Raw genomic sequence first — 19,794 nt, 5'->3', positions numbered from 1 at the left:
GAAGATGAAAGTAATGGCGCAGATGGCCATGGTGATGAACCTGGACAAATGCATCGGGTGCCACACCTGCTCGGTGACCTGCAAACAGGCCTGGACCAACCGCGAGGGCACCGAATACGTCTGGTTCAACAACGTCGAAACCCGGCCCGGCGGAGGCTATCCGCGCACCTACGAAGACCAGGACCGCTGGAAGGGCGGCTGGACGCTGGACAAGAAGGGCCGGCTGCGCCTGCTGGCCGGTGGCCGAGTCCACAAGCTGCTCAACATCTTCGCCAACCCCAACCTGCCCGGGTTGAAGGACTACTACGAGCCCTGGACCTACGACTACGACAACCTGACCACCGCCCCGCTGGGTGACACCATTCCGGTCGCCGAGCCGCGCAGCGCGATCACCGGCGATCCGGCCAAGATCGAGTGGGGCCCCAACTGGGACGACAACCTCGCCGGCTCCCCGGAGAACCTGGTCAACGACCCGATCCTGCGCAAGGTCAGTGACCAGGTCAAAAGTGAGCTCGAAGAGACGTTCATGTTCTACCTGCCGCGCATCTGCGAGCACTGCCTGAACCCGTCGTGTGTGGCGTCGTGCCCGACCGGGGCGATCTACAAACGCGAAGAAGACGGCATCGTGCTTGTCGATCAGGACCGCTGCCGAGGCTGGCGGCTGTGCGTGTCGGGCTGCCCGTACAAAAAGGTGTATTTCAACCACAAGACCGGCAAGGCCGAGAAGTGCCACTTCTGCTACCCGCGTATCGAAGTCGGCCTGCCGACCATCTGCTCGGAGACCTGTGTCGGGCGGCTGCGCTACATCGGGCTGGTGCTCTACGACGCCGACAGGGTGCTGGAGGCGGCGTCGGTGGAAAAAGACACCGACCTCTACGAGGCGCAGCGCGAGGTGTTCCTGGACCCGAACGACCCGGAGGTGATCGCCGGTGCGCGTGCCGAGGGGATCTCCGACGCCTGGATCGAGGCCGCCCAACGCTCGCCGATCCACGCGTTGATCAACACCTTCAAGGTGGCGTTGCCGCTGCACCCGGAGTACCGGACCATGCCGATGGTCTGGTACGTCCCCCCGCTGTCGCCGGTGGTCGACGCCGTCAGTCGGGACGGGCACGACGGCGAAGACATGGGCAACCTATTCGGTGCGCTGGAGGCACTGCGCATCCCGATGGCCTACCTAGCCGAACTGTTCACCGCCGGTGACACCGGAATCATCGAAGACGTGCTGCGACGGCTCGCGGCGATGCGCTCCTATATGCGCGACATCAGCCTGGGGCGCGAGACCCAACCACACATCCCCGCCGCGGTCGGCATGACCGAGGAGGAGATGTACAGCATGTACCGTCTGCTCGCGATCGCGAAATACGAAGAGCGCTACGTGATTCCCACCGCCTACAGCCAGCAGGCGCACGATCTGGAACACATGGGGTGCTCCATCACCGGCGGCCCCAACGGGCACGAGGACGACCCGTTCGTCGGCGCCGACGGTGAGGCGGGGGCGTCGTTTCACATGGTCGAGAACGGTGGACACGCCCAGCGACCGCGGGGCAGGACCAACCTGCTCAACTGGGGCGGCGGTGACCGGGCGGAGCCCGAGATGTTCCCGGAGCAGACGTGAAGCGGTTGATCCGCTCGCTGCGGCGCCAACCCGGCGGGCCGGGTGATCGGGCGGTGTGGCAGGCGGCGTCATTGTTGCTGGCCTATCCGGACGAGCAGCTGTGGCAGCGGCTCGACACCGTCGAAGCGCTGCTCGTCCACGCGGACCAGACGCCGGCGGATCTGTTGCGGCGCACGGTGGCCGCGCTGCGCGCCTCGGATCCGATGACGGCTGCGGTCGATTATGTGGAGACCTTCGATATGCGACGTCGCTCGACACTGCTGCTGACCTATTGGACCGGCGGGGACACCCGTAACCGGGGGATGCAGATGCTGGCTTTCGCCACCGCCTATCGCGAGGCCGGCGCAGAGCCTCCCGCCGGTGAGGCGCCCGATCAACTGCCGGTGGTGCTGGAGTTCGCCGCACTGGTCGACCCCGAGGCCGGCCGCCGGCTGCTGCTGGCGCACCGGGTGCCGATCGATGTGCTGCACAAGGCGCTGTCCGATGCGGGATCGCCGTATGCCCACGCCGTCGCCGCGGTGTGCGAGACACTGCCGATGGCGACCGACCAGGAGGTACACAACGTGAGTGAGCTGATGGCCTCCGGCCCGCCCGCGGAAGCCGTCGGGCTGCAACCGTATTCGGCGACCGTGTCGCTCGGGATGCCGAAGGTGCCGACCCGATGACGAACGCCAACAACGCCGCGGAGCTGTGGTGGGACATCGGGCCGTATTTCGTGCTGGCCATCGTCGTCGTCGCCATCTGGTGGCGCTACCGCTACGACAAGTTCGGCTGGACCACGCGCTCGTCGCAGCTGTATGAATCCAAGCTGCTGCGGATCGGCAGCCCGATGTTCCATTTCGGCAGCTTCGTGGTTATCGCCGGGCACATCATGGGACTGTTCGTCCCGGAATCATGGACCCAGGCCCTGGGGATGAGCGACCGGCTCTACCACATGCAGGCGCTGATTCTGGGCCTTCCCGCCGGCATCGCCACCCTGATCGGCGTTGGGCTGCTGATCTACCGGCGCCGCACCGAACGATCGGTGTTCAAGGCGACCAGCGTCAACGACAAACTGATGTACCTGGTGCTGGTCTGCGCTTTGGTGGCCGGTATGTCCTGCACGCTGATGGGCACCACCGCTTATGGTGAGGCGCATGATTACCGGCAGACCGTCTCGGTCTGGTTCCGCTCGATCTGGACGCTGGATCCGCGCGGGGATCTGATGGTGCAGGCGCCCATCTACTTCCAGGTGCACGTGATGATCGCGCTGGCGCTGTTCGCGCTCTGGCCGTTCACCCGCCTCGTGCACGCGTTCAGTGCCCCGGTCGGATACCTGTTCCGGCCCTACATCGTCTACCGCAGCCGCGACGTAGCCATGCGGGGCCAGCCGATGGGCTCCCGACCGGAACGGCGGGGCTGGTGACGCACCGCGCAGCGCTGCTGGCCGGAGTGGCCGGGCCGGCCGCCATCGCAGCCGCGGCGCTGGCCGGCCCGGTGCAGGCCGATCCCGCCACCACCGACACCGACAACACCTTTCTGGGGGCTCTGCGGGCGTCGGGAATCACCTACAACCATGCCGATCAGGCGATTATCACCGCGAAGCTGGTGTGCGGGCTGATCGCCGAAGGCCGACCGAGCCCCGAGGTGCTCGAAGGCCTCAAGGCGCGCAATCCGGGCCTGTCCACCGAGCACGGAACGTTGTTCGTCGGCATCGCGGCGCATACGTACTGCCCTGATCAGTTGATGCATACGACGGAGCAACCGTGAAGGTCGTCATCCCGGCGTGGATGCAACCGATGTACGACACCTACCACTACGCCCCCGCCGTCATCGACGACGATCACCTGCGCTGCTCGGGCATGATCGGTCACCGTCCCGACCTGAGCGTGCCCGAGGACCTCACCGAGCAGTTCACCCTGGCCTTCGAGAACCTGCGTAGCCTGCTCGCCGAAGCTCGGCTCACCCTCGCCGACGTCGTCGAGATGACCACCTACCACGTCGGGCTCTCCGGGCACATCGACGAGTTCATTGCCGTCAAGAACTCTTTCGTGTCCCGTCCCTACCCGGCCTGGACCGCCGTGGGAATCTCCGAACTGGCGATCCCGGGGGCGGTCGTCGAGATTCGGGTCAACGCACGGCTGCGCTGACTGGGACAGCTCGGCATCGTCGGCTTAGAGTTACCTGCGTGGCACTGCCAGACGATGTCTACACCCGGCTACTCACGTTCCGGACCCGGCTGCGCCGCTTCGAACGGTGGAGCGCCGACCAGGCTCAGGCCGCCGGGCTTACCCCGGCCCAGCACCAGTTGTTGCTGGCCGTGCGGGGGCACAGTGACTCGCGGGGGCCGACGGTCGGAGACATCGCCGAGTATCTGCTGTTGCGCCACCACAGTGCCGGTGAGCTGATCCAGCGAGCCGAGGCGGCCGGCCTGGTCACCCGGGTCCGCGACAGTGAGGACCAGCGGGTGATCCGGCTGCAGCTCACCGAAACGTCGGCGCAGTGCCTGCAGTCACTGACCGAACTGCACCTCGAAGAGCTGCAGAGGTTCTCCGACGAGTCCCCCCTCAAGCTGTGACGTGGCTTTCATGTTTTCGCGATTGACAGGGTGCGCTGGCAGAATCGCCCGGTGAACTTTCGTAACGTCGCCATCGTCGCGCACGTAGACCACGGCAAGACGACTCTGGTCGACGCCATGCTCCGCCAGTCCGGCGCCCTCTCGCATCGCGGTGACGACGACAAAGAGCGCATCATGGACTCCGGTGACCTGGAGCGTGAAAAGGGCATCACGATCCTGGCCAAGAACACGGCCGTGCATCGCCACAACCCGGACGGCACCGTCACCGTCATCAACGTGATCGACACCCCGGGTCACGCCGACTTCGGCGGCGAGGTGGAACGCGGGCTGTCCATGGTCGACGGCGTGGTGCTGCTGGTGGACGCCTCCGAGGGGCCGCTGCCGCAGACCCGGTTCGTGCTGCGCAAGGCGCTGGCCGCGCACCTGCCGGTGATTCTGGTGGTCAACAAGACCGACCGGCCCGACGCCCGCATCTCCGAGGTGGTCGACGCCAGCCACGATCTGCTGCTCGACGTGGCCAGCGATCTCGACGACGAGGCGCAGGCAGCTGCCGAGCATGCGCTGGGCCTGCCGACGCTCTACGCATCCGGCCGTGCCGGGGTGTGCAGCACGACTGCACCGGCCGACGGCTCCGTTCCCGACGGGGAGAACCTCGACGAGCTGTTCGACGTCCTGCTCGAGCACGTGCCGCCGCCGTCGGGCGACCCGGAGGCGCCGCTGCAGGCGCTGGTCACCAACCTCGACGCTTCGCCGTTCCTGGGCCGGCTCGCCCTGATCCGGGTCTACAACGGCCGCATCCGCAAGGGCCAGCAGGTCGCCTGGATGCGCGAGGTCGACGGCGAACCGGTGACCACCACCGCCAAGATCACCGAACTGCTGGTCACCGAGGGCGTGGAGCGCACCCCGACGGAGGAGGCGGCGGCCGGGGACATCGTCGCGGTCGCCGGCATCGGCGACATCATGATCGGTGACACCCTGGCTGACCTGGCCTCTCCTGTCGCGCTGCCACGCATCAGCGTCGACGAACCGGCGATCTCGGTGACCATCGGTACCAACTCCTCGCCGCTGGCGGGGAAGGTCTCCGGCCACAAGCTGACCGCGCGGATGGTCAAGTCGCGTCTGGACACCGAGCTGATCGGCAACGTCTCGGTCCGGGTGGTCGACATCGGCCGTCCCGACGCTTGGGAGGTGCAGGGCCGTGGCGAGCTGGCGCTGGCCATTCTGGTCGAGCAGATGCGCCGCGAGGGCTTCGAGCTGACCGTCGGCAAGCCGCAGGTGGTGACCCGCAAGGTCGACGGCAAGGTGCACGAGCCGTTCGAGCACCTCACGGTCGACTGCCCCGAGGAGTACGTCGGCGCCATCACCCAGCTCGCTGCCGGCCGCAAGGGCCGGATGACCGAGATGGCCAACCACACCACCGGCTGGGTGCGGATGGAGTTCATCATCCCCAGCCGCGGCCTGATCGGCTGGCGCACCGACTTCCTCACCGAGACTCGCGGCACCGGCATCGCCAACGCGGTGTTCGAGGGTTACCAGCCGTGGGCCGGCGAGATCCGGGCGCGGCACACCGGGTCGCTGGTGAGCGACCGGGCCGGGTCCATCACGCCGTTCGCGCTGATCCAGCTGGCTGACCGTGGGCAGTTCTTCGTCGAGCCGGGCCAGGACACTTACCAGGGCATGGTGGTCGGGATCAATCCTCGGGCCGAGGACCTCGACATCAACGTCACCAAGGAGAAGAAGCTGACCAACATGCGGTCGTCGACGGCCGATGTGATGGAGACGCTGGCCCGTCCGATTGAGCTGGACCTGGAGCAGGCGATGGAGTTCTGTGCGGCAGACGAGTGCGTAGAGGTCACCCCCGAGGTGGTCCGGGTCCGCAAGGTAGAACTGGACTCGACGTTGCGGGCGCGCAGCCGCTCCCGGGCCAAGAACCTCTAGCTCCGGGTTCGCCGGATACCCTAGTGCCCGTGCCGAAGCCAGTCCGCCGCCCCCATGTGACTGCGGGAGCGCTGATTTCGGCGATGCTACTGACCTTGACGCAGGCCACCACGGGCTGCACGGTCAATCCGCCGCCGGCCCCGCAGAGTACCGAGACCACCAAGAGCACGGCGCCCCCGCCGCCCCGGATCAGCCAGATCATCATGGGCATCGACTCGATCGGCGCCGGTTTCAACCCGCACCTGCGCTCTGACCTGTCGCCGGTCAACGCGGCGGTCAGTGCTCTGGTGCTGCCGAGCGCATTCCGGCCCGTCGTGGACTCCAACACACCGACCGGTTCGCGCTGGGAGATGGACCCGAACCTGCTGGTATCGGCGAAGGTGACCGATGACGTGCCCTTCACCGTCACCTACCGGATCCGGCCCGAGGCGTCCTGGACCGACAACGCTCCGATCGCCGCCGACGACTTCTGGTACCTGTGGCAGCAGATGGTCAGCCAGCCCGGCGTTGTCGACCCGGCAGGCTATGACCTGATCAACGGGGTGCAGTCCGTCGACGGCGGCAAGCAGGTGGTGGTCACCTTCGCCAAGCCGTATCCGGCCTGGCGGGAACTGTTCACCAACATCCTGCCCGCGCACATCGTCAAGGACGTGCCGGGTGGATTCCCGGCCGGGCTGGCGCGGGCGCTGCCGGTCACCGGCGGTCAGTTCCGGGTGGAGAACATCGACCCGCAGCGTGACGCCATCCTGCTGGCCCGCAACGACCGGTACTGGGGCCCGCCCGCCAAACCCGACCTGATCCTGTTCCGCCGGGCCGGGTCGGCGGCCGCGCTGGCCGACTCGATCCGCAACGGCGACACCCAGGTCGCCCAGGTACACGGCGGTTCGGCCGCGTTCGCGCAGCTGTCGGTGATTCCGGGCGTGCAGACCTCCCGGGTGGTAACGCCGCGGGTGATGCAGTTGGCCCTGCGCGCCGTCGAACCCAAGCTGGCCGACGCGCGGGTGCGGCGGGCCATCCTCGGGCTGCTCGACGTGAGCCTGCTGGCCACCGTGGGCGCCGGCAGCGACAACACCGTCATGCTGGATCAGGCGCAGATCCGTACCCCCAGCGACCCCGGCTACGTGCCGACCGCGCCGCCAGCCATGTCGGAGCAGGCGGCGCTGACGCTGCTGCACTCGGCCGGTTACCGGTTGGAGAAGGATGCGCCCCCGGCCGCGCCGGCCCCGTCAACGGGGCCGCCTGTCGGCCCGCAGGAGAACACCCGCGGGCGGATCAGCAAGGGCGACGAGCAGTTGTCGCTGACCATCGGGGTCGGCGCCAACGACCCGGCCTCGCTGGCGGTGGCCAACACCGCGGCCGATCAGCTGCGCAACGTCGGGATCGCGGCGACCGTGCTGGCGCTGGACCCGGTGAAGCTGTACCGGGAGGCCATGTTGACCAACCAGGTCGACGCCATCGTCGGCTGGCAGCCGGCGGGCGGCGATCTGGCCACCCTGCTGGCGTCGCGCTACGGCTGCGTCGCGCTGGAGTCCACCGCCGTCTCGGCACCGGGCCGGGCGGCACCGACACCGTCGCCGACACCGGAGGCATCCGCGCCACCGAACACCCCGGCGTCGACGGTGCCGCCGGCCGCGCCGAACACCCCGGCGTCGACGGTGCCGCCGAAGGCGGCCGGCCCCGGGGCGCTGGTGCAGGCGCCGTCGAACATCACCGGTGTCTGTGATCGCGGCATCCAGAGCGAGATCAACGCCGCGCTCGACGGCTCCAAGAGCATCGGCGAGGTGATCTCGGTGGTGGAACCCAGGCTGTGGAACATGGCGACGGTGCTGCCGATTCTGCAGGACACCACGATCGTGGCGGTCGGCCCGAGCGTGACGAACGTCAGCATGTCCGGGGCGGTGCCGGTGGGCATCGTCGGTGATGCCGGGGGCTGGGTCAAGCGGCCGTGATCCTGCCGCTTTGCTGAGAGTTAGCTTGGCGGAAGGCGGGGGCACCAGTAGCACCGTGTTAGCCTCGAGTGAACTTGGCCCCTTGGGCGTCTTGCGCACAGACAACTCTTGGGTAGTATTAAGCAACTTTCCGGTTCGTGTTGGAGGGGTTGTTGATGGACCACCTTGCTCAACGGTGTGGCGTGACGGCGGCGGCGGCTCTGGCGGCCGCCGGTTTGGTCGTGGGCCTGACCTCGATGTCACAGCCCCTCGCGGACGTGCAGATTCGCGACTTCGACCTGTCCGCGATCAACGTCGACACCGGCCCCGCGGTCGAGACCGTCGAAAACCATGTACGGCCGGACCTGGCCGGCACTGGCGACGGTGGCACTGCGCATGTCAGCCTGGGTGACGTGTTGTGGAACGGTGGCAACGATGACCTCCTCGGAGGTGGCTCCGACTCGACCGGCGAACTGGCGATCAGCGACGAGTTGGCCAAAGACCTGGCCGGTGGCGGCCTGGACACGCAGGCCCTGCAGCAGGGTGTCGCAGGGGTTCTCGAGTCGATTGAAGCGGGCGTTGTCGGCGGCACCGTCGGACCGACGACCACATCGGTGCTCGGTGGCACCGAGCAGGCGGTGGGCGCCGCGGCCGCCACGCTGCTCGCCGGACTCGCCGTGGATCTGCCGCTGGCGTACCAGTCGTTGACCGCCGCGGTCGCAGCCATGGAAGCGCAGCTCAACAGCGCCCTGGTCGAAGCGCAGCTCTTGGCCGCCGAACGGCTGTTCGGCGACAGCCCCGAGGTCAACGAGGCTGTGAACTGGATCTTCAGCGTCAACAACACTCTGCTGGCGCAGAACGAGAGCGCGTTCAACAGCCTGTTCGGGATTCCGTTCGACGCCCACACCAGCCTGCTCAGCCACTTTGAGCCGGGGCTGGCCGACGCCGACTGGAGCACCCTGTTCGGACTCAGCCCGACTGAATTCACCGACATCATCAATGCCATCCAGGCCGAAAACATGACCCTGCTGGGCAGCATCGACTGGGCTGACCTGTTCGGCGGCCTGTTCTGAAAGCGGCGCCAGGCGGCGCGCGGCGGTAGGGTTCCGGCCGTGTCGGATCAGACTCCGCGGCTGTTGTTCGTCCACGCCCACCCCGACGACGAGACGCTGACGACCGGGGCCACCATCGCGCACTACTGCGCCCGCGGCGCGGACGTACACGTGCTGACCTGCACCCTGGGCGAGGAGGGTGAGGTCATCGGCGACCGGTGGGCGCACCTGGCGGTGGATCAGGCCGACCAGCTCGGGGGCTACCGGATCGGTGAACTGACCGCGGCGCTTCGGGCACTGGGTGCCGGTCCGCCGCGGTTCCTCGGGGGAGCCGGGCGCTGGCGCGATTCGGGGATGGCCGGCACCCCCGCCCGGCACCAACAGCGGTTCATCGACGCCGACGACGCCGACACCGTCACCGCGCTGGCCGCCCTGATCCGGCAGCTGCGGCCGCACGTGGTCGTCGGCTACGACCCGTACGGCGGCTACGGGCACCCCGACCACATCCACGCTCACCACGTGACGACCGCCGCGGTGGCCGCCAGCGAAAGGGGAGCCGCGGGCGCCGCCGGCTGGGCTACACCGAAGTTCTACTGGACGGTGACCGCCGGCAGTGCCCGCCGGGAGGCCGGACGGGCGCTGGGTGCTGCGGATCGGCTGCCGCACTGGACGGTGCCCGCCGAGGGTGTCGACGCCGTCCACCCCGGGGACTTCCCCGACGAGCGGATCGATGCCGTCGTAGAAGCGGGCGCGTCGCGCGCCGCCAAGATCGCCGCCATGACCGCGCACGCCACCCAGATCACCGTCGGCCCCACCGGTCGGGCATTTGCGCTGTCCAACGACGTCGCCCAGCCGATTCTGGACAGTGAGCACTATATTCTGGTCGCCGGCCGGGCCGGTCCGCGTGATTCCCGGGGATGGGAAACCGACCTTCTGGCCGGACTTGAGTTCGGAGCAGCGGGCCGCCGGGTAAGCTCCAGCTGAGCAACGTCGCGACATCGGCAGGTGAGGTAGGCATGGATCCCGATCTGGACCCGAACTTGGAGCACTGGCAGTGGTGGATTGACAGCTACCAGTGGATGATCGGTTCGATGGTCAGCCAGCTGGACAGCATCCCCACTTGACCACGGTCGCGCCGCTCTCCGAGCCCGCGATCCCTCCCGCTACACCGGACCGCGCAGTCAACTACCCGGTGCTGGCCCTGCTGGCCGTCGACGGCGTGTTGTGCGCCGTGTCGTCGGCGCTGCTCCTGCCCGCGCACCTCGGCGCCGTCCCGTTCCCGCTGAGCGCACTGATCGGGGGCCTGGTCAACGCCGGCCTGGTCCGGGTCGCGCTGCGCTGCACCACCTCCCTGCGACTGGCTGCGCTACCACTGTGGACCTGGCTGATGACCATCGCCTTGATGACGTTCGGCGGGCCGGGTGACGATCTGATCTTCGTCGACCGCGGTCCGATGGCCTACGGCGTGCTGTTGCTGATCGCGCTGGGCAGCGCACCGCCGGCGTGGGTGCTGTGGCGCCGCCGGCAGGCACTCAATGCCGGCAGTCCCTGAACAAGGTCGGTTGGGCGCGCCGACTACTGTGGCGGTTATGGCATGCGCGAGATTTCAGGTGTGCGGGTGACGAACCCGTCGGCGTTGCGGCGCGTGCTGCGGCGGGCCCGCGACGGTGTGCTGCTCAACCCCGAGGAAACCGCCGTCGCGTTGACCGCCCGCGGCGCCGACCTGGCCGACCTGTGCGCCAGCGCCGCCCGGGTGCGCGATGCGGGACTGGTCTCGGCCGGCCGGCGCGGGCCGGGCGGGCGGCTGCCGGTCAGCTACTCGCGCAAGGTGTTCATCCCGGTCACCCACCTGTGCCGCGACACCTGCCACTACTGCACATTCGTCACCGTTCCCGGCGTGCTGCGAGCCCAGGGCAAGCAGATGTATCTCGGGCCCGACGAGATCCTCGAAATCGCCCGTCGCGGTGCGGAATTAGGTTGCAAGGAAGCGCTTTTCACTCTCGGTGACCGCCCTGAAGACCGTTGGCCCGAAGCCCGGCAGTGGCTCGACGAGCGCGGGTACGACAGCACGCTGGCCTATGTGCGGGCAATGGCGATCCGGGTGCTGGAGGAGACCGGGCTGCTGCCGCACCTGAACCCCGGGGTGATGAGCTGGTCGGAGATGTCGCGCCTCAAGCCGGTGGCGCCGTCGATGGGCATGATGCTCGAGACCACGTCCCGGCGACTGTTCGAGACCAAGGGCCTGGCGCACTACGGCAGCCCCGACAAGGACCCGGTGGTGCGGCTGCGCACCTTGACCGACGCCGGCCGGCTCTCCATCCCGTTCACCACCGGGCTGCTGGTCGGCATCGGCGAGACGCTTGCCGAGCGTGCCGACACCCTGCACGCGATCCGCAAGGTGCACAAGGAGTTCGGCCACATCCAGGAAGTGATCGTGCAGAACTTCCGGGCCAAGGAACACACCGCGATGGCGGCGACGCCCGATGCGGGCTTCGAGGAGTTCGTGGCCACCGTGGCGGCGGCCCGGCTGGTGCTGGGCCCGAAGATGCGGATCCAGGCGCCGCCCAACCTGGTGTCGGCGGAGGAGTGCCTGGCCCTGATCGGCGCCGGCGTCGACGACTGGGGCGGGGTGTCGCCGCTGACCCCGGACCACGTCAACCCCGAGCGCCCCTGGCCGGCGCTGGACGACCTGGCCGCGGTCACCGAACAGGCCGGCTACGACCTGGTGCAGCGGCTGACCGCGCAGCCCGATTACGTGCAGGCCGGGGCGGCGTGGATCGATCCGCGGGTGCGCCCGCACGTCACGGCACTTGCCGACCCGGACACCGGCTGGGCGCGTGACGTCAACCCGGTGGGGTTGGCCTGGCAGGAGCCCGACGAGGTGGTCTCCGCCGGACGGGTGGATCTGCACACCGCCATCGATGTGGACGGCCGGGCCACCGAGACCCGCAGTGACCTGGGCAGTGCGTTCGGGGACTGGGAGTCGATCCGCGAACAGATCCACGAACTGGCGGCCCGCGCACCCGAGCGCGTCGACACCGATGTGCTGGCCGCGCTGCGCTCGGCCGAACGTGACCCGGCCGGCTGCACCGACGCCGAGTATCTGGCCCTGGCCACCGCGGACGGGCCTGCATTGGATGCCATTGCCGCACTGGCGGATTCGCTGCGCCGCGAGGCCGTCGGAGACGACGTCACCTACGTGGTCAACCGGAACATCAACTTCACCAACATCTGCTACGTGGGCTGCCGGTTCTGTGCGTTCGCCCAGCGCAAGGGCGACGCGGACGCGTTCTCGCTGTCGAATGACGAAGTCGGCGAACGCGCCTACGAGGCACACCTGGCCGGCGCCACCGAGGTCTGCATGCAGGGCGGGATCGACCCGGAGCTGCCGGTCACCGGTTACGCCGACCTGGTGCGCGCGGTCAAAGCCCGGGTGCCGTCGATGCACGTGCACGCGTTCTCCCCGATGGAGATCACCAACGGAGTGTCCAAGAGCGGCTTGAGCATTCGCGAGTGGCTGATCAGCCTGCGGGAGGCCGGCCTGGGCAGCATCCCGGGCACCGCCGCGGAGATCCTCGACGACGAGATCCGCTGGGTGCTGACCAAGGGCAAGCTGCCGACCTCGATGTGGGTCGAGGTGATCACCACCGCGCACGAGGTCGGACTGCGGTCCAGCTCGACGATGATGTACGGCCACATCGATTCGCCGCGGCACTGGATCGGACACCTCCGGGTACTGCGCGACATCCAAGACCGCACAGGTGGTTTCACCGAGTTCGTGCCGTTGCCGTTCGTCCACCAGAGCTCACCGCTGTATCTGGCCGGCGGGTCACGGCCCGGCCCGAGTCACCGGGACAACCGCGCGGTGCACGCGCTGGCCCGCATCATGCTGCACGGCCGCATCCCCAACATTCAGACCAGTTGGGTCAAGCTGGGGGTCGAGCGCACCCAGGTGATGCTCAACGGCGGGGCCAACGATCTGGGCGGAACTCTGATGGAGGAGACCATCTCCCGGATGGCCGGCTCCGAGTACGGGTCGGCCAAGACCATCGAGGAGCTGACGGTGATCGCCGAGGGTATCGGCCGCCCGGCGCGGCAGCGCGCCACCGACTACGCGCCGCTGCCCGCCTAATCTCCGCCGACCCTTTCCGCCGAGCGTGCACAAATGTTCGCTATTGCCGCAGGTCGGGGTGAACCTTAGTGCACGCTCGGCGGAAGAGCGTCAGAGTCGCGCGGCCAGCTCGGTGCCCTGCTTGATCGCCCGCTTGGCGTCCAGTTCGGTCGCCAGCGCTGCACCGCCGATGACGTGCGGGCTCACCCCGTGTTCGCGCAGCCCATCCTCCAGGTCGCGGACCGACTCCTGGCCGGCGCAGATCACCACGTTGTCCACGGCCAGCACCTGCGGCCGTGACTTCTCACGCCCGTAACTGATGTGCAGACCGGCGTCGTCGATGAGGTCGTAGTTGACTCCGGAGATCTGTTGGACACCTTTGGCTTTAACCGAAGCCCGGTGCACCCAGCCGGTGGTCTTGCCCAGTTTGCGCCCCTGGGCTCCCCCGGTGCGGGCCAGCAGATAGACCTGGCGGGCCGGTGGTGCGGGGTCGGGCTTCACCAGCGCGCCGGGGGCGTCCCACGGGTCCGCGGCGCCCCATTCGGCCTTCCACTCTTTGAGATTCAGGGTGGGGGAGTCGGCAGCGTTTGCAATCACCAGGAACTCGCTGACATCGAAGCCGATCCCGCCGGCCCCCACCACCGCCACCGAACGTCCCACCGGCCGGCCGGTGATCGCCTCGGCGTAGGACAGCACCATCGGATGGTCAATGCCGGGGATCTGCGGAATGCGGGGCTTCACACCGGTGGCCAGCACCACCTCGTCGAACCCGACCAGCTCGGCCACAACCGCGCGGCTGCCCAATCGCACCGTCACCGCGTACTTGTCCAACATCGCCGTGTAGTAGCGAATCGTGCCGGCGAACTCCTCCTTGCCGGGAATCCGCTTGGCCAGGTCGAATTGACCGCCGATGAACTCGTTCGCCTCGAACAGCGTCACGTCGTGGCCTCGTTCGGCGGCCGACACCGCTGCCGCCAGGCCGGCCGGCCCGGCGCCCACCACCGCGATGCGCCGGCGGCTGCGGGTCGGCCCGAGCACCAGGGTGGTCTCGTGTCCGGCACGCGGATTGACCAGACACGACACCTTCTTGTGCACGAACGCGTGGTCCAGACAGGCCTGGTTGCACGCGATGCAGGTGTTGATCTCCTGCGCCCGATCGTCGGCCGCCTTGTTGACCCAGTCCGGGTCGGCCAGCATCGGCCGAGCCATCGAGATCAACTGCACCGAGGTCTCGGCGAGCACTTGCTCGCACGCCTGCGGCATGTTGATCCGATTCGACGCCACCACCGGGATCGTGACGTGATCGGCGACCGCACTGCTTATGTCGACGAAGGCACTGTTGGGAACCGACGTCACGATGGTCGGCACCCGGGCCTCGTGCCAACCGAAGCCGGAGTTGATCATGGTGGCCCCGGCCGCCTCGACATCGGTTGCCAACGCCAGGGTTTCGTCCCAGGTCTGACCCTCTTCGACGTAGTCGGCCATCGACATGCGATAGCAGATGATGAAGTCCGGTCCGACTGCGGCACGGGTGCGCGCCACCACCTGCACCGGGAAGCGGCGCCGGTTCTCCGCGCTGCCGCCGTAGCGGTCGGTGCGCCTGTTGGTCCGCGGTGCCAGGAACTGGTTGAGTAGGTAGCCTTCGCTGCCCATGATCTCCACGCCGTCGTAGCCGGCCTCGCGGGCCAACTCGGCGGCCCGAGCGAAGTCGTCGATGGTGGAGTCGACGCCGCGGGTCGTCAGTGCCCGCGGCCGGAACGGGTTGATCGGCGCCTTGATCGCCGATGCGCTCACCGAGAACGGGTGGTATGCATAGCGTCCCGCGTGCAGCACCTGCAGCAGGATCTTTCCGCCGGCGTCGTGTACCGCAGCGGTGATCCGGCGGTGGCGGCGGGCGTCGGCGGGGGTGTTCATCGCCGAGGCGAACGGCAGGAGCCAACCCGACCGGTTGGGCGCGTACCCGCCGGTGATGATCAGCCCGACGCCGCCACGGGCACGTGTCGCGAAGTACTCGGCGAGCTTGCCCGTGTCGGAGGCTCGATCCTCCAAGCCGGTGTGCATCGAGCCCATCACCACCCGGTTGCGCAGCGTGGTGAACCCCAAGTCCAACGGGGACAACATGATCGGATACGGATTGCTGGATTCGCCTGTCATGGTGCCGCCTTCGTCTGGAATGCCTGTGCTACTTCGTCGAGCCAGTCCACCGCGCTCTCCTCGGCCCGGATTCCGCCGCGCAGCACCAGGTACTGATGCAACCCGGCGCCGGTCAGCGAGCTCGGATCGGGGAACTGCTTTTTCGCCAGGGCGCGGTAGACATCGAGCCGCTCGGCACGCTCGGCGCGCAGCGTGTTGGCCTGGTCGCGCACCGCCTCGGCGTCGCCGTAGCCGGCGGCGCGGATCTTGACGGCCAGCTCACGAAGCCGGTTGTCCACCACCGAGCTGCCGCGTCCGGACAGCGGCGCGCAGATCCAGCGGGCCAACTCGGCGCGGCCCGCCTCGGCCACTGTGTAGACCTTCTTGTCCGGACGCCCCTGCTGGGTCACCTCGGTGACGTGCACCCAGCCGTCGGCCTCCATAGTTCGCAACGTGCGGTAGATCTGCTGGTGGGTGGCGCTCCAGAAATACCCGATCGAGTTGTCGAAGCGGTGCGCGAGCTCATAGCCGGAGCCGGACTGCTCGCGCAGCGACACCAGGATCGCGTGGGGAAGTGCCACGGGCGAGAGCATAGGCACGCTCACCCCTGCTATGCAACTTGTTGCACAGCAACTGGGTGCATAGGGAGGGGCTCGCCGGGGTGGCGGCTACTATCAGCCGCGTGAGTCCGGTCCGCAGATCTGCCGCACTGCCGACGTTCCCGTGGGACACCCTGGCCGAGGCGACCGCGCGGGCCAAGGCACACCCCGACGGCATCGTCGACCTGTCCGTCGGTACCCCGGTCGACCCGGTCGCCCCGATCATCCGCGAGGCGCTGGCGGCAGCGTCGTCGGCACCGGGCTACCCCACCACCGCGGGCACCCGGGCGCTGCGCGAGGCGACCGTTGCCGCGCTGGCCCGCCGCTATCGCGTCACCGGGTTGACCGAGTCGGCGATCCTGCCGGTGATCGGGACCAAGGAACTCATCGCCTGGTTGCCGAGCCTGCTCGGCCTCGGCGGCGACGACGTCGTCGTCGTCCCCGAACTGGCCTACCCCACCTACGAAGTAGGTGCCCGGCTTGCTGGAGCGCCGTGGGTGCGCAGCGACAGCCCGCAGGACGGCGCGCCGCCGGCGTTGGTGTATCTCAATTCGCCGAGCAACCCAACCGGGGCGATCGCGAGTGTCGAGGAGCTGCGCGCGATCGTCGACTGGGCGCGCGCCAACGACGTGCTGCTGGTCTCCGACGAGTGCTATCTGGGCCTGGGCTGGGACGCCGAGCCGCGCTCGGTGCTGCACCCGGCGGTGTGCGACGGCGATCACCGCGGCCTGCTGGCGGTGCACTCCCTGTCGAAGACCTCATCGCTGGCCGGCTACCGGGCCGGCTTCGTCGCCGGGGACACCGCCCTGGTGGCCGAGCTGCTCGCGGTGCGCAAACACGCCGGGATGATGGTGCCCACCCCGATCCAGGCCGCCATGGTCGCCGCGCTGAACGACGACGCCCACGAGCGCGAACAGCGCGACCGCTACGGCCGCCGCCGCACCACACTGCTGTCGGCGATGCGGGCGGCCGGGTTCACCGTGGAGCACTCGCAGGGCGGGCTGTATCTGTGGGTCACCCGCGGCGAGCCGTGCCGGCGCACCGTCGACTGGCTGGCCGAGCGCGGAATCCTGGTGGCGCCGGGGGAGTTCTACGGTCCGGCCGGTGCGCAGCACGTCCGGGTGGCGTTGACCGCCACCGACGAGCGGATCGCCGCGGCCGCCGCCCGACTGGCCTAGGCGGACTCGGCCTCGGCGGCGCTCGAATCGAGCATGGCGCGCAGGAATCGGCCGGTCAGTGCCACCGCTTCGCGTCCCTCCGGGAGCAGCCCGGCCAGCACCGGGAAGGCGTGGACGCCGCGTCGCCAGCGGTGGGTCTGCACCGGGGTGCCGGCGTCGTGCAGTCGCCGGGTGAATGCCAGGATGTCGGGTTCGAGCAGTTCGCGTTCGCCGACGGTGAGCAATACCGGCGGGAACGCGCCGACGGGTGCGTTCATGGGTGTGCGCAACCCGGGCAGTTCGATGTCGCCGCGCAGCCACTGCGCCTTGGCCCGGCGCACCGCGCTCAAGGGTTGGTACGCATCATGTTTGAGCAATGCGGGGTCGTGCTGGTCGGCGTCCAGGCTCAGTTGCGGGGAGTAACCGACGAATGCGGCGGGGCGCTGCAGCCCGTCGCGATCGGCGAGTTCGCAGATCTTGGCGGCCAGGAAGCCGCCGGCGGAATCCCCGGCGACGACGACCTTGCCCGCCATCCGGGTCAACGCCCGGTAGGCCGCGTAGGCATCATGCACCGAGGTGCCCACTCCGGCTTCGGGAAGCTGGCGATAGCGGGCCGAATGCACGGGGACGCCGAGTGTTTCGGCTAGGGCGCTGCAGAGCCGCAGATGCGTTGCGGTACCGCAGAAGATGAACGCGCCGCCGTGCAGGAACAGGACATGGGTACCGGCCAACGCGTCGTCGGCGGGCCGCAACGGGATGCAGGTCTGCACCGCGACCTCCCCGAGCGCGCCGTCGTCATGCCGTACCCGCCGCGGTTTCGGCAGGCGCGCGAATGTCGCGTCGATCATGCGCAGAGCACGTATCCCGCGGTCGCCCAGTGGCCAGATCCGGTAGACCGGTTTGAGGAAAATCCTTGCGAGCCAATACAGCGCCGTCGAGGTCAGGCTCGGCTCCCGATGCTCGACGATCGGTGTGCGGGTCACGCGCCCACCCGGTTGACCGGCACGATGGTGCCGTAGTTCAGCCCGCCGTGGGCCAGGCGATCCCCGCGGGGCCAGATCTGATGGACCCCTTCGAATTCCGGGATGGGCCGCAGCACGGTGGGGTCAATCGTGGTCATCGGTGTTCTCCGTATCGGTGGGGGTGAGGAGCTGGGACTGGTAGCGCGAGCGGGCGGATGACCCCTGCGTTGCCGCAACCTGATTGGGGACCAGGCGACGCAGGACGACATCGCGTGCCCGTTGTGGGACCACGTCGACGACGCGGCTCAGCGGGCCGACGTAGCCGGGGACGGTGACTTCGAACCGGGGCCGGGTGATCACCCGCAGTGCGGCACTGGCGACGTCTGTGGGCTGCAGGAGTTTGGCCGCGCCGGTGGCGGTGCCGGCCGCCAACTCGGTGTCGACAACTGCCGGCATGATCATCGACAGCCGCACGCCGCTGCCGCGCAGTTCTTCGCGCACCCCGGTCAGGTAGCCGCGTACGCCGTATTTGGTGGCCGCATACGTCGACTCGCCGGGTGGGGACAGTCGCGCGGCGGCCGAGGCGATCGTCACGATGTGACCGTGCCCGCGCGCGGCCATGGCCGGGGCGGCCAGTTGCACACCGCGGATCACCCCGTGCAGGTTGACCTCGAGCATGCGCCGGGTGGCCGACTCCGGTTCGGTGTCGAACGGACCCGCCCACATCACCCCGGCGTTGTTCACCAGCACGTCGACGGGTCCGCACTGGGCCTCGATCGCGGCCAGGAAGTCGCGGAAGGACACGGTGTCGGTCACGTCGAGCGGGAGGCCGTACACGGCTGGTCCCAACTCGGTGGCGGTGGCCGCCACGGCATCACTGTCACAATCGCCGATGGCCACCCGCGCGCCGGCCGCGGCGAGCTGGCGGGCGATCTCGCGACCGATCCCGCGGGCCCCGCCGGTTATTGCGACGACCCGACCCGCAACGTGTGCACGCAATTGCCTTCGACCCCTTTTGATTAACTGACATGACGGCGTGTCAGAATGGATAGAGTACTGTGTGGCGGGCTGGCGAACAAGGGGCAGGTGATGGCGAAGCAGTCAGTGCCACCTCTTGTCGGCCGCAGCTATCAAGGGCTGGGGCTAGAGCAGCGCAGGAGCCGGCGCCGGGCCACGATCGTTGCGGCCGGTCTGGAGGTGTTCGGCACCCTGGGCTACGCGGCCAGCTCGGTGAAGAAGGTCTGCGAGACGGCCGGTCTGACCGAGCGGTATTTCTATGAGTCGTTCACTGACCGCGAGGGCTGTCTTGCCGAGGTGTACGCCCAGCTCGTTCACCAGATGCGGGCGGCGACGCTGGAGGCTGTCGGATCTGCCGGTTCGGATGTCGATGCGAGCGCGTCGGCCGGGCTCCATGCCTTCATCGGCTACCTCACCGATGACCCGAGACGTGCGCAGACGGTGTTGGTCGAGGTGGTCGGGGTGTCGCCGGCGATGGAACAGCGGCGACACGGCGTCTTGGCCGAGTTTGCCGACATCATCGCCACGGTCTGGGCGGCATCCCGCGGCGAACCGCTGACCCCGCGCGAACGGTTGACCGCGGTAGCACTGGTCGGCGCGGTCAACCACCTGCTGGTCGACTGGCTGATGACCGGCGGGGGGCAGCCGCCGGCCGAGGTCGCCGAGGTCTGCGCCACTCTGTTCGCCGCGGCGCGGGAACGGCTGGAACGGCCACCCGGCTGATC

19 protein-coding genes are annotated in these 19,794 nt (G+C 68.7%); 14 read left to right on the top strand and 5 right to left on the bottom strand.

Features of this window, described 5'->3' with window-relative positions:
• Positions 1-4: 4 nt before the first annotated feature.
• The 12 genes from narH to K6T84_RS00555 all read left to right on the top strand — a co-directional run bounded on the left by narH (position 5) and on the right by K6T84_RS00555 (position 13,222).
• Positions 5-1,615 carry a nitrate reductase subunit beta gene (gene narH, locus K6T84_RS00610; protein WP_224864915.1) on the top strand — a complete coding sequence of 537 codons (1,611 nt, stop codon included), beginning with the start codon at positions 5-7 and terminating at the stop codon, positions 1,613-1,615.
• Positions 1,612-2,280, top strand: coding sequence for a nitrate reductase molybdenum cofactor assembly chaperone (gene narJ, locus K6T84_RS00605; protein ID WP_225401648.1), 669 nt, complete (start codon positions 1,612-1,614; stop codon positions 2,278-2,280). The genes narH and narJ overlap by 4 nt, the downstream gene beginning before the upstream one ends.
• The gene (gene narI / locus K6T84_RS00600; protein WP_224864917.1) at positions 2,277-3,020 is read left to right on the top strand and encodes a respiratory nitrate reductase subunit gamma; all 744 of its coding nucleotides are present in this window, start codon (positions 2,277-2,279) and stop codon (positions 3,018-3,020) included. Before narJ ends, narI begins: the two co-directional genes overlap by 4 nt.
• The gene (locus K6T84_RS00595) at positions 3,017-3,364 is read left to right on the top strand and encodes a DUF732 domain-containing protein (protein WP_224864918.1); all 348 of its coding nucleotides are present in this window, start codon (positions 3,017-3,019) and stop codon (positions 3,362-3,364) included. Before narI ends, K6T84_RS00595 begins: the two co-directional genes overlap by 4 nt.
• The gene (locus K6T84_RS00590; protein WP_224864919.1) at positions 3,361-3,744 is read left to right on the top strand and encodes a RidA family protein; all 384 of its coding nucleotides are present in this window, start codon (positions 3,361-3,363) and stop codon (positions 3,742-3,744) included. Before K6T84_RS00595 ends, K6T84_RS00590 begins: the two co-directional genes overlap by 4 nt.
• 38 nt (positions 3,745-3,782) lie before the next feature.
• Complete coding sequence (locus K6T84_RS00585; protein WP_224864920.1) at positions 3,783-4,172, top strand: MarR family winged helix-turn-helix transcriptional regulator; 390 nt, start codon at positions 3,783-3,785, stop codon at positions 4,170-4,172.
• A gap of 51 nt (positions 4,173-4,223) precedes the next feature.
• Positions 4,224-6,110, top strand: coding sequence for a translational GTPase TypA (typA, locus tag K6T84_RS00580; protein WP_225401649.1), 1,887 nt, complete (start codon positions 4,224-4,226; stop codon positions 6,108-6,110).
• Positions 6,111-6,133: 23 nt separating this feature from the next.
• Positions 6,134-8,059 (top strand): ABC transporter family substrate-binding protein, encoded by a 1,926-nt coding sequence (locus tag K6T84_RS00575; protein WP_224864922.1) that lies wholly within the window; start codon positions 6,134-6,136, stop codon positions 8,057-8,059.
• A gap of 155 nt (positions 8,060-8,214) precedes the next feature.
• A complete protein-coding gene (locus K6T84_RS00570) occupies positions 8,215-9,111 on the top strand; it encodes a hypothetical protein (protein WP_224864923.1) in 897 nt (298 codons plus the stop codon).
• A gap of 39 nt (positions 9,112-9,150) precedes the next feature.
• Complete coding sequence (mshB, locus tag K6T84_RS00565) at positions 9,151-10,074, top strand: N-acetyl-1-D-myo-inositol-2-amino-2-deoxy-alpha-D-glucopyranoside deacetylase (protein WP_225401650.1); 924 nt, start codon at positions 9,151-9,153, stop codon at positions 10,072-10,074.
• 136 nt (positions 10,075-10,210) lie between these two features.
• Positions 10,211-10,642: a hypothetical protein gene (locus K6T84_RS00560; protein WP_225401651.1), complete on the top strand. Its 432-nt coding sequence runs from the start codon at positions 10,211-10,213 to the stop codon at positions 10,640-10,642.
• 42 nt (positions 10,643-10,684) lie between these two features.
• Positions 10,685-13,222 (top strand): bifunctional FO biosynthesis protein CofGH, encoded by a 2,538-nt coding sequence (locus K6T84_RS00555; protein ID WP_225401652.1) that lies wholly within the window; start codon positions 10,685-10,687, stop codon positions 13,220-13,222.
• A 90-nt stretch (positions 13,223-13,312) separates the two neighbouring features.
• On the opposite strand, the gene K6T84_RS00550 is transcribed toward K6T84_RS00555, so the two are convergent.
• Positions 13,313-15,355 (bottom strand): NADPH-dependent 2,4-dienoyl-CoA reductase, encoded by a 2,043-nt coding sequence (locus tag K6T84_RS00550; protein ID WP_224864927.1) that lies wholly within the window; start codon positions 15,353-15,355, stop codon positions 13,313-13,315.
• On the bottom strand, positions 15,352-15,915 hold the full coding sequence (locus K6T84_RS00545) for a PadR family transcriptional regulator (protein WP_224864928.1): 564 nt from the start codon (positions 15,913-15,915) through the stop codon (positions 15,352-15,354). Before K6T84_RS00545 ends, K6T84_RS00550 begins: the two co-directional genes overlap by 4 nt.
• Before the next feature lie 101 nt (positions 15,916-16,016).
• Between K6T84_RS00545 and dapC the strand changes: the two genes are divergently transcribed.
• Positions 16,017-17,111, top strand: coding sequence for a succinyldiaminopimelate transaminase (gene dapC, locus K6T84_RS00540; RefSeq protein ID WP_225401653.1), 1,095 nt, complete (start codon positions 16,017-16,019; stop codon positions 17,109-17,111).
• On the opposite strand, the gene K6T84_RS00535 is transcribed toward dapC, so the two are convergent.
• Genes K6T84_RS00535 through K6T84_RS00525 form a run of 3 tightly spaced genes read right to left on the bottom strand, consistent with a single transcriptional unit; the run spans position 17,108 to position 19,051 of the window.
• The gene (locus K6T84_RS00535; protein WP_225401654.1) at positions 17,108-18,073 is read right to left on the bottom strand and encodes an alpha/beta hydrolase; all 966 of its coding nucleotides are present in this window, start codon (positions 18,071-18,073) and stop codon (positions 17,108-17,110) included. The two genes, dapC and K6T84_RS00535, sit on opposite strands and share 4 nt — an antisense overlap.
• Positions 18,070-18,210 (bottom strand): hypothetical protein, encoded by a 141-nt coding sequence (locus K6T84_RS00530; RefSeq protein WP_225401655.1) that lies wholly within the window; start codon positions 18,208-18,210, stop codon positions 18,070-18,072. The genes K6T84_RS00535 and K6T84_RS00530 overlap by 4 nt, the downstream gene beginning before the upstream one ends.
• The gene (locus K6T84_RS00525) at positions 18,197-19,051 is read right to left on the bottom strand and encodes an SDR family oxidoreductase (protein ID WP_225401656.1); all 855 of its coding nucleotides are present in this window, start codon (positions 19,049-19,051) and stop codon (positions 18,197-18,199) included. The genes K6T84_RS00530 and K6T84_RS00525 overlap by 14 nt, the downstream gene beginning before the upstream one ends.
• Before the next feature lie 90 nt (positions 19,052-19,141).
• Here K6T84_RS00525 and K6T84_RS00520 point away from each other — a divergent pair, with 90 nt between their 5' ends.
• Positions 19,142-19,792 (top strand): TetR/AcrR family transcriptional regulator, encoded by a 651-nt coding sequence (locus K6T84_RS00520; RefSeq protein WP_225401657.1) that lies wholly within the window; start codon positions 19,142-19,144, stop codon positions 19,790-19,792.
• The last annotated feature ends 2 nt before the right edge of the window (positions 19,793-19,794 follow it).

Origin of the sequence: Mycobacterium zoologicum, from assembly GCF_020181635.2 — a bacterium.
GTDB classification, from domain to species: Bacteria; Actinomycetota; Actinomycetes; order Mycobacteriales; family Mycobacteriaceae; genus Mycobacterium; species Mycobacterium zoologicum.
Note: the sequence above shows the minus strand (reverse complement) of the source record. Positions and strands in the feature narration are given on the sequence as shown.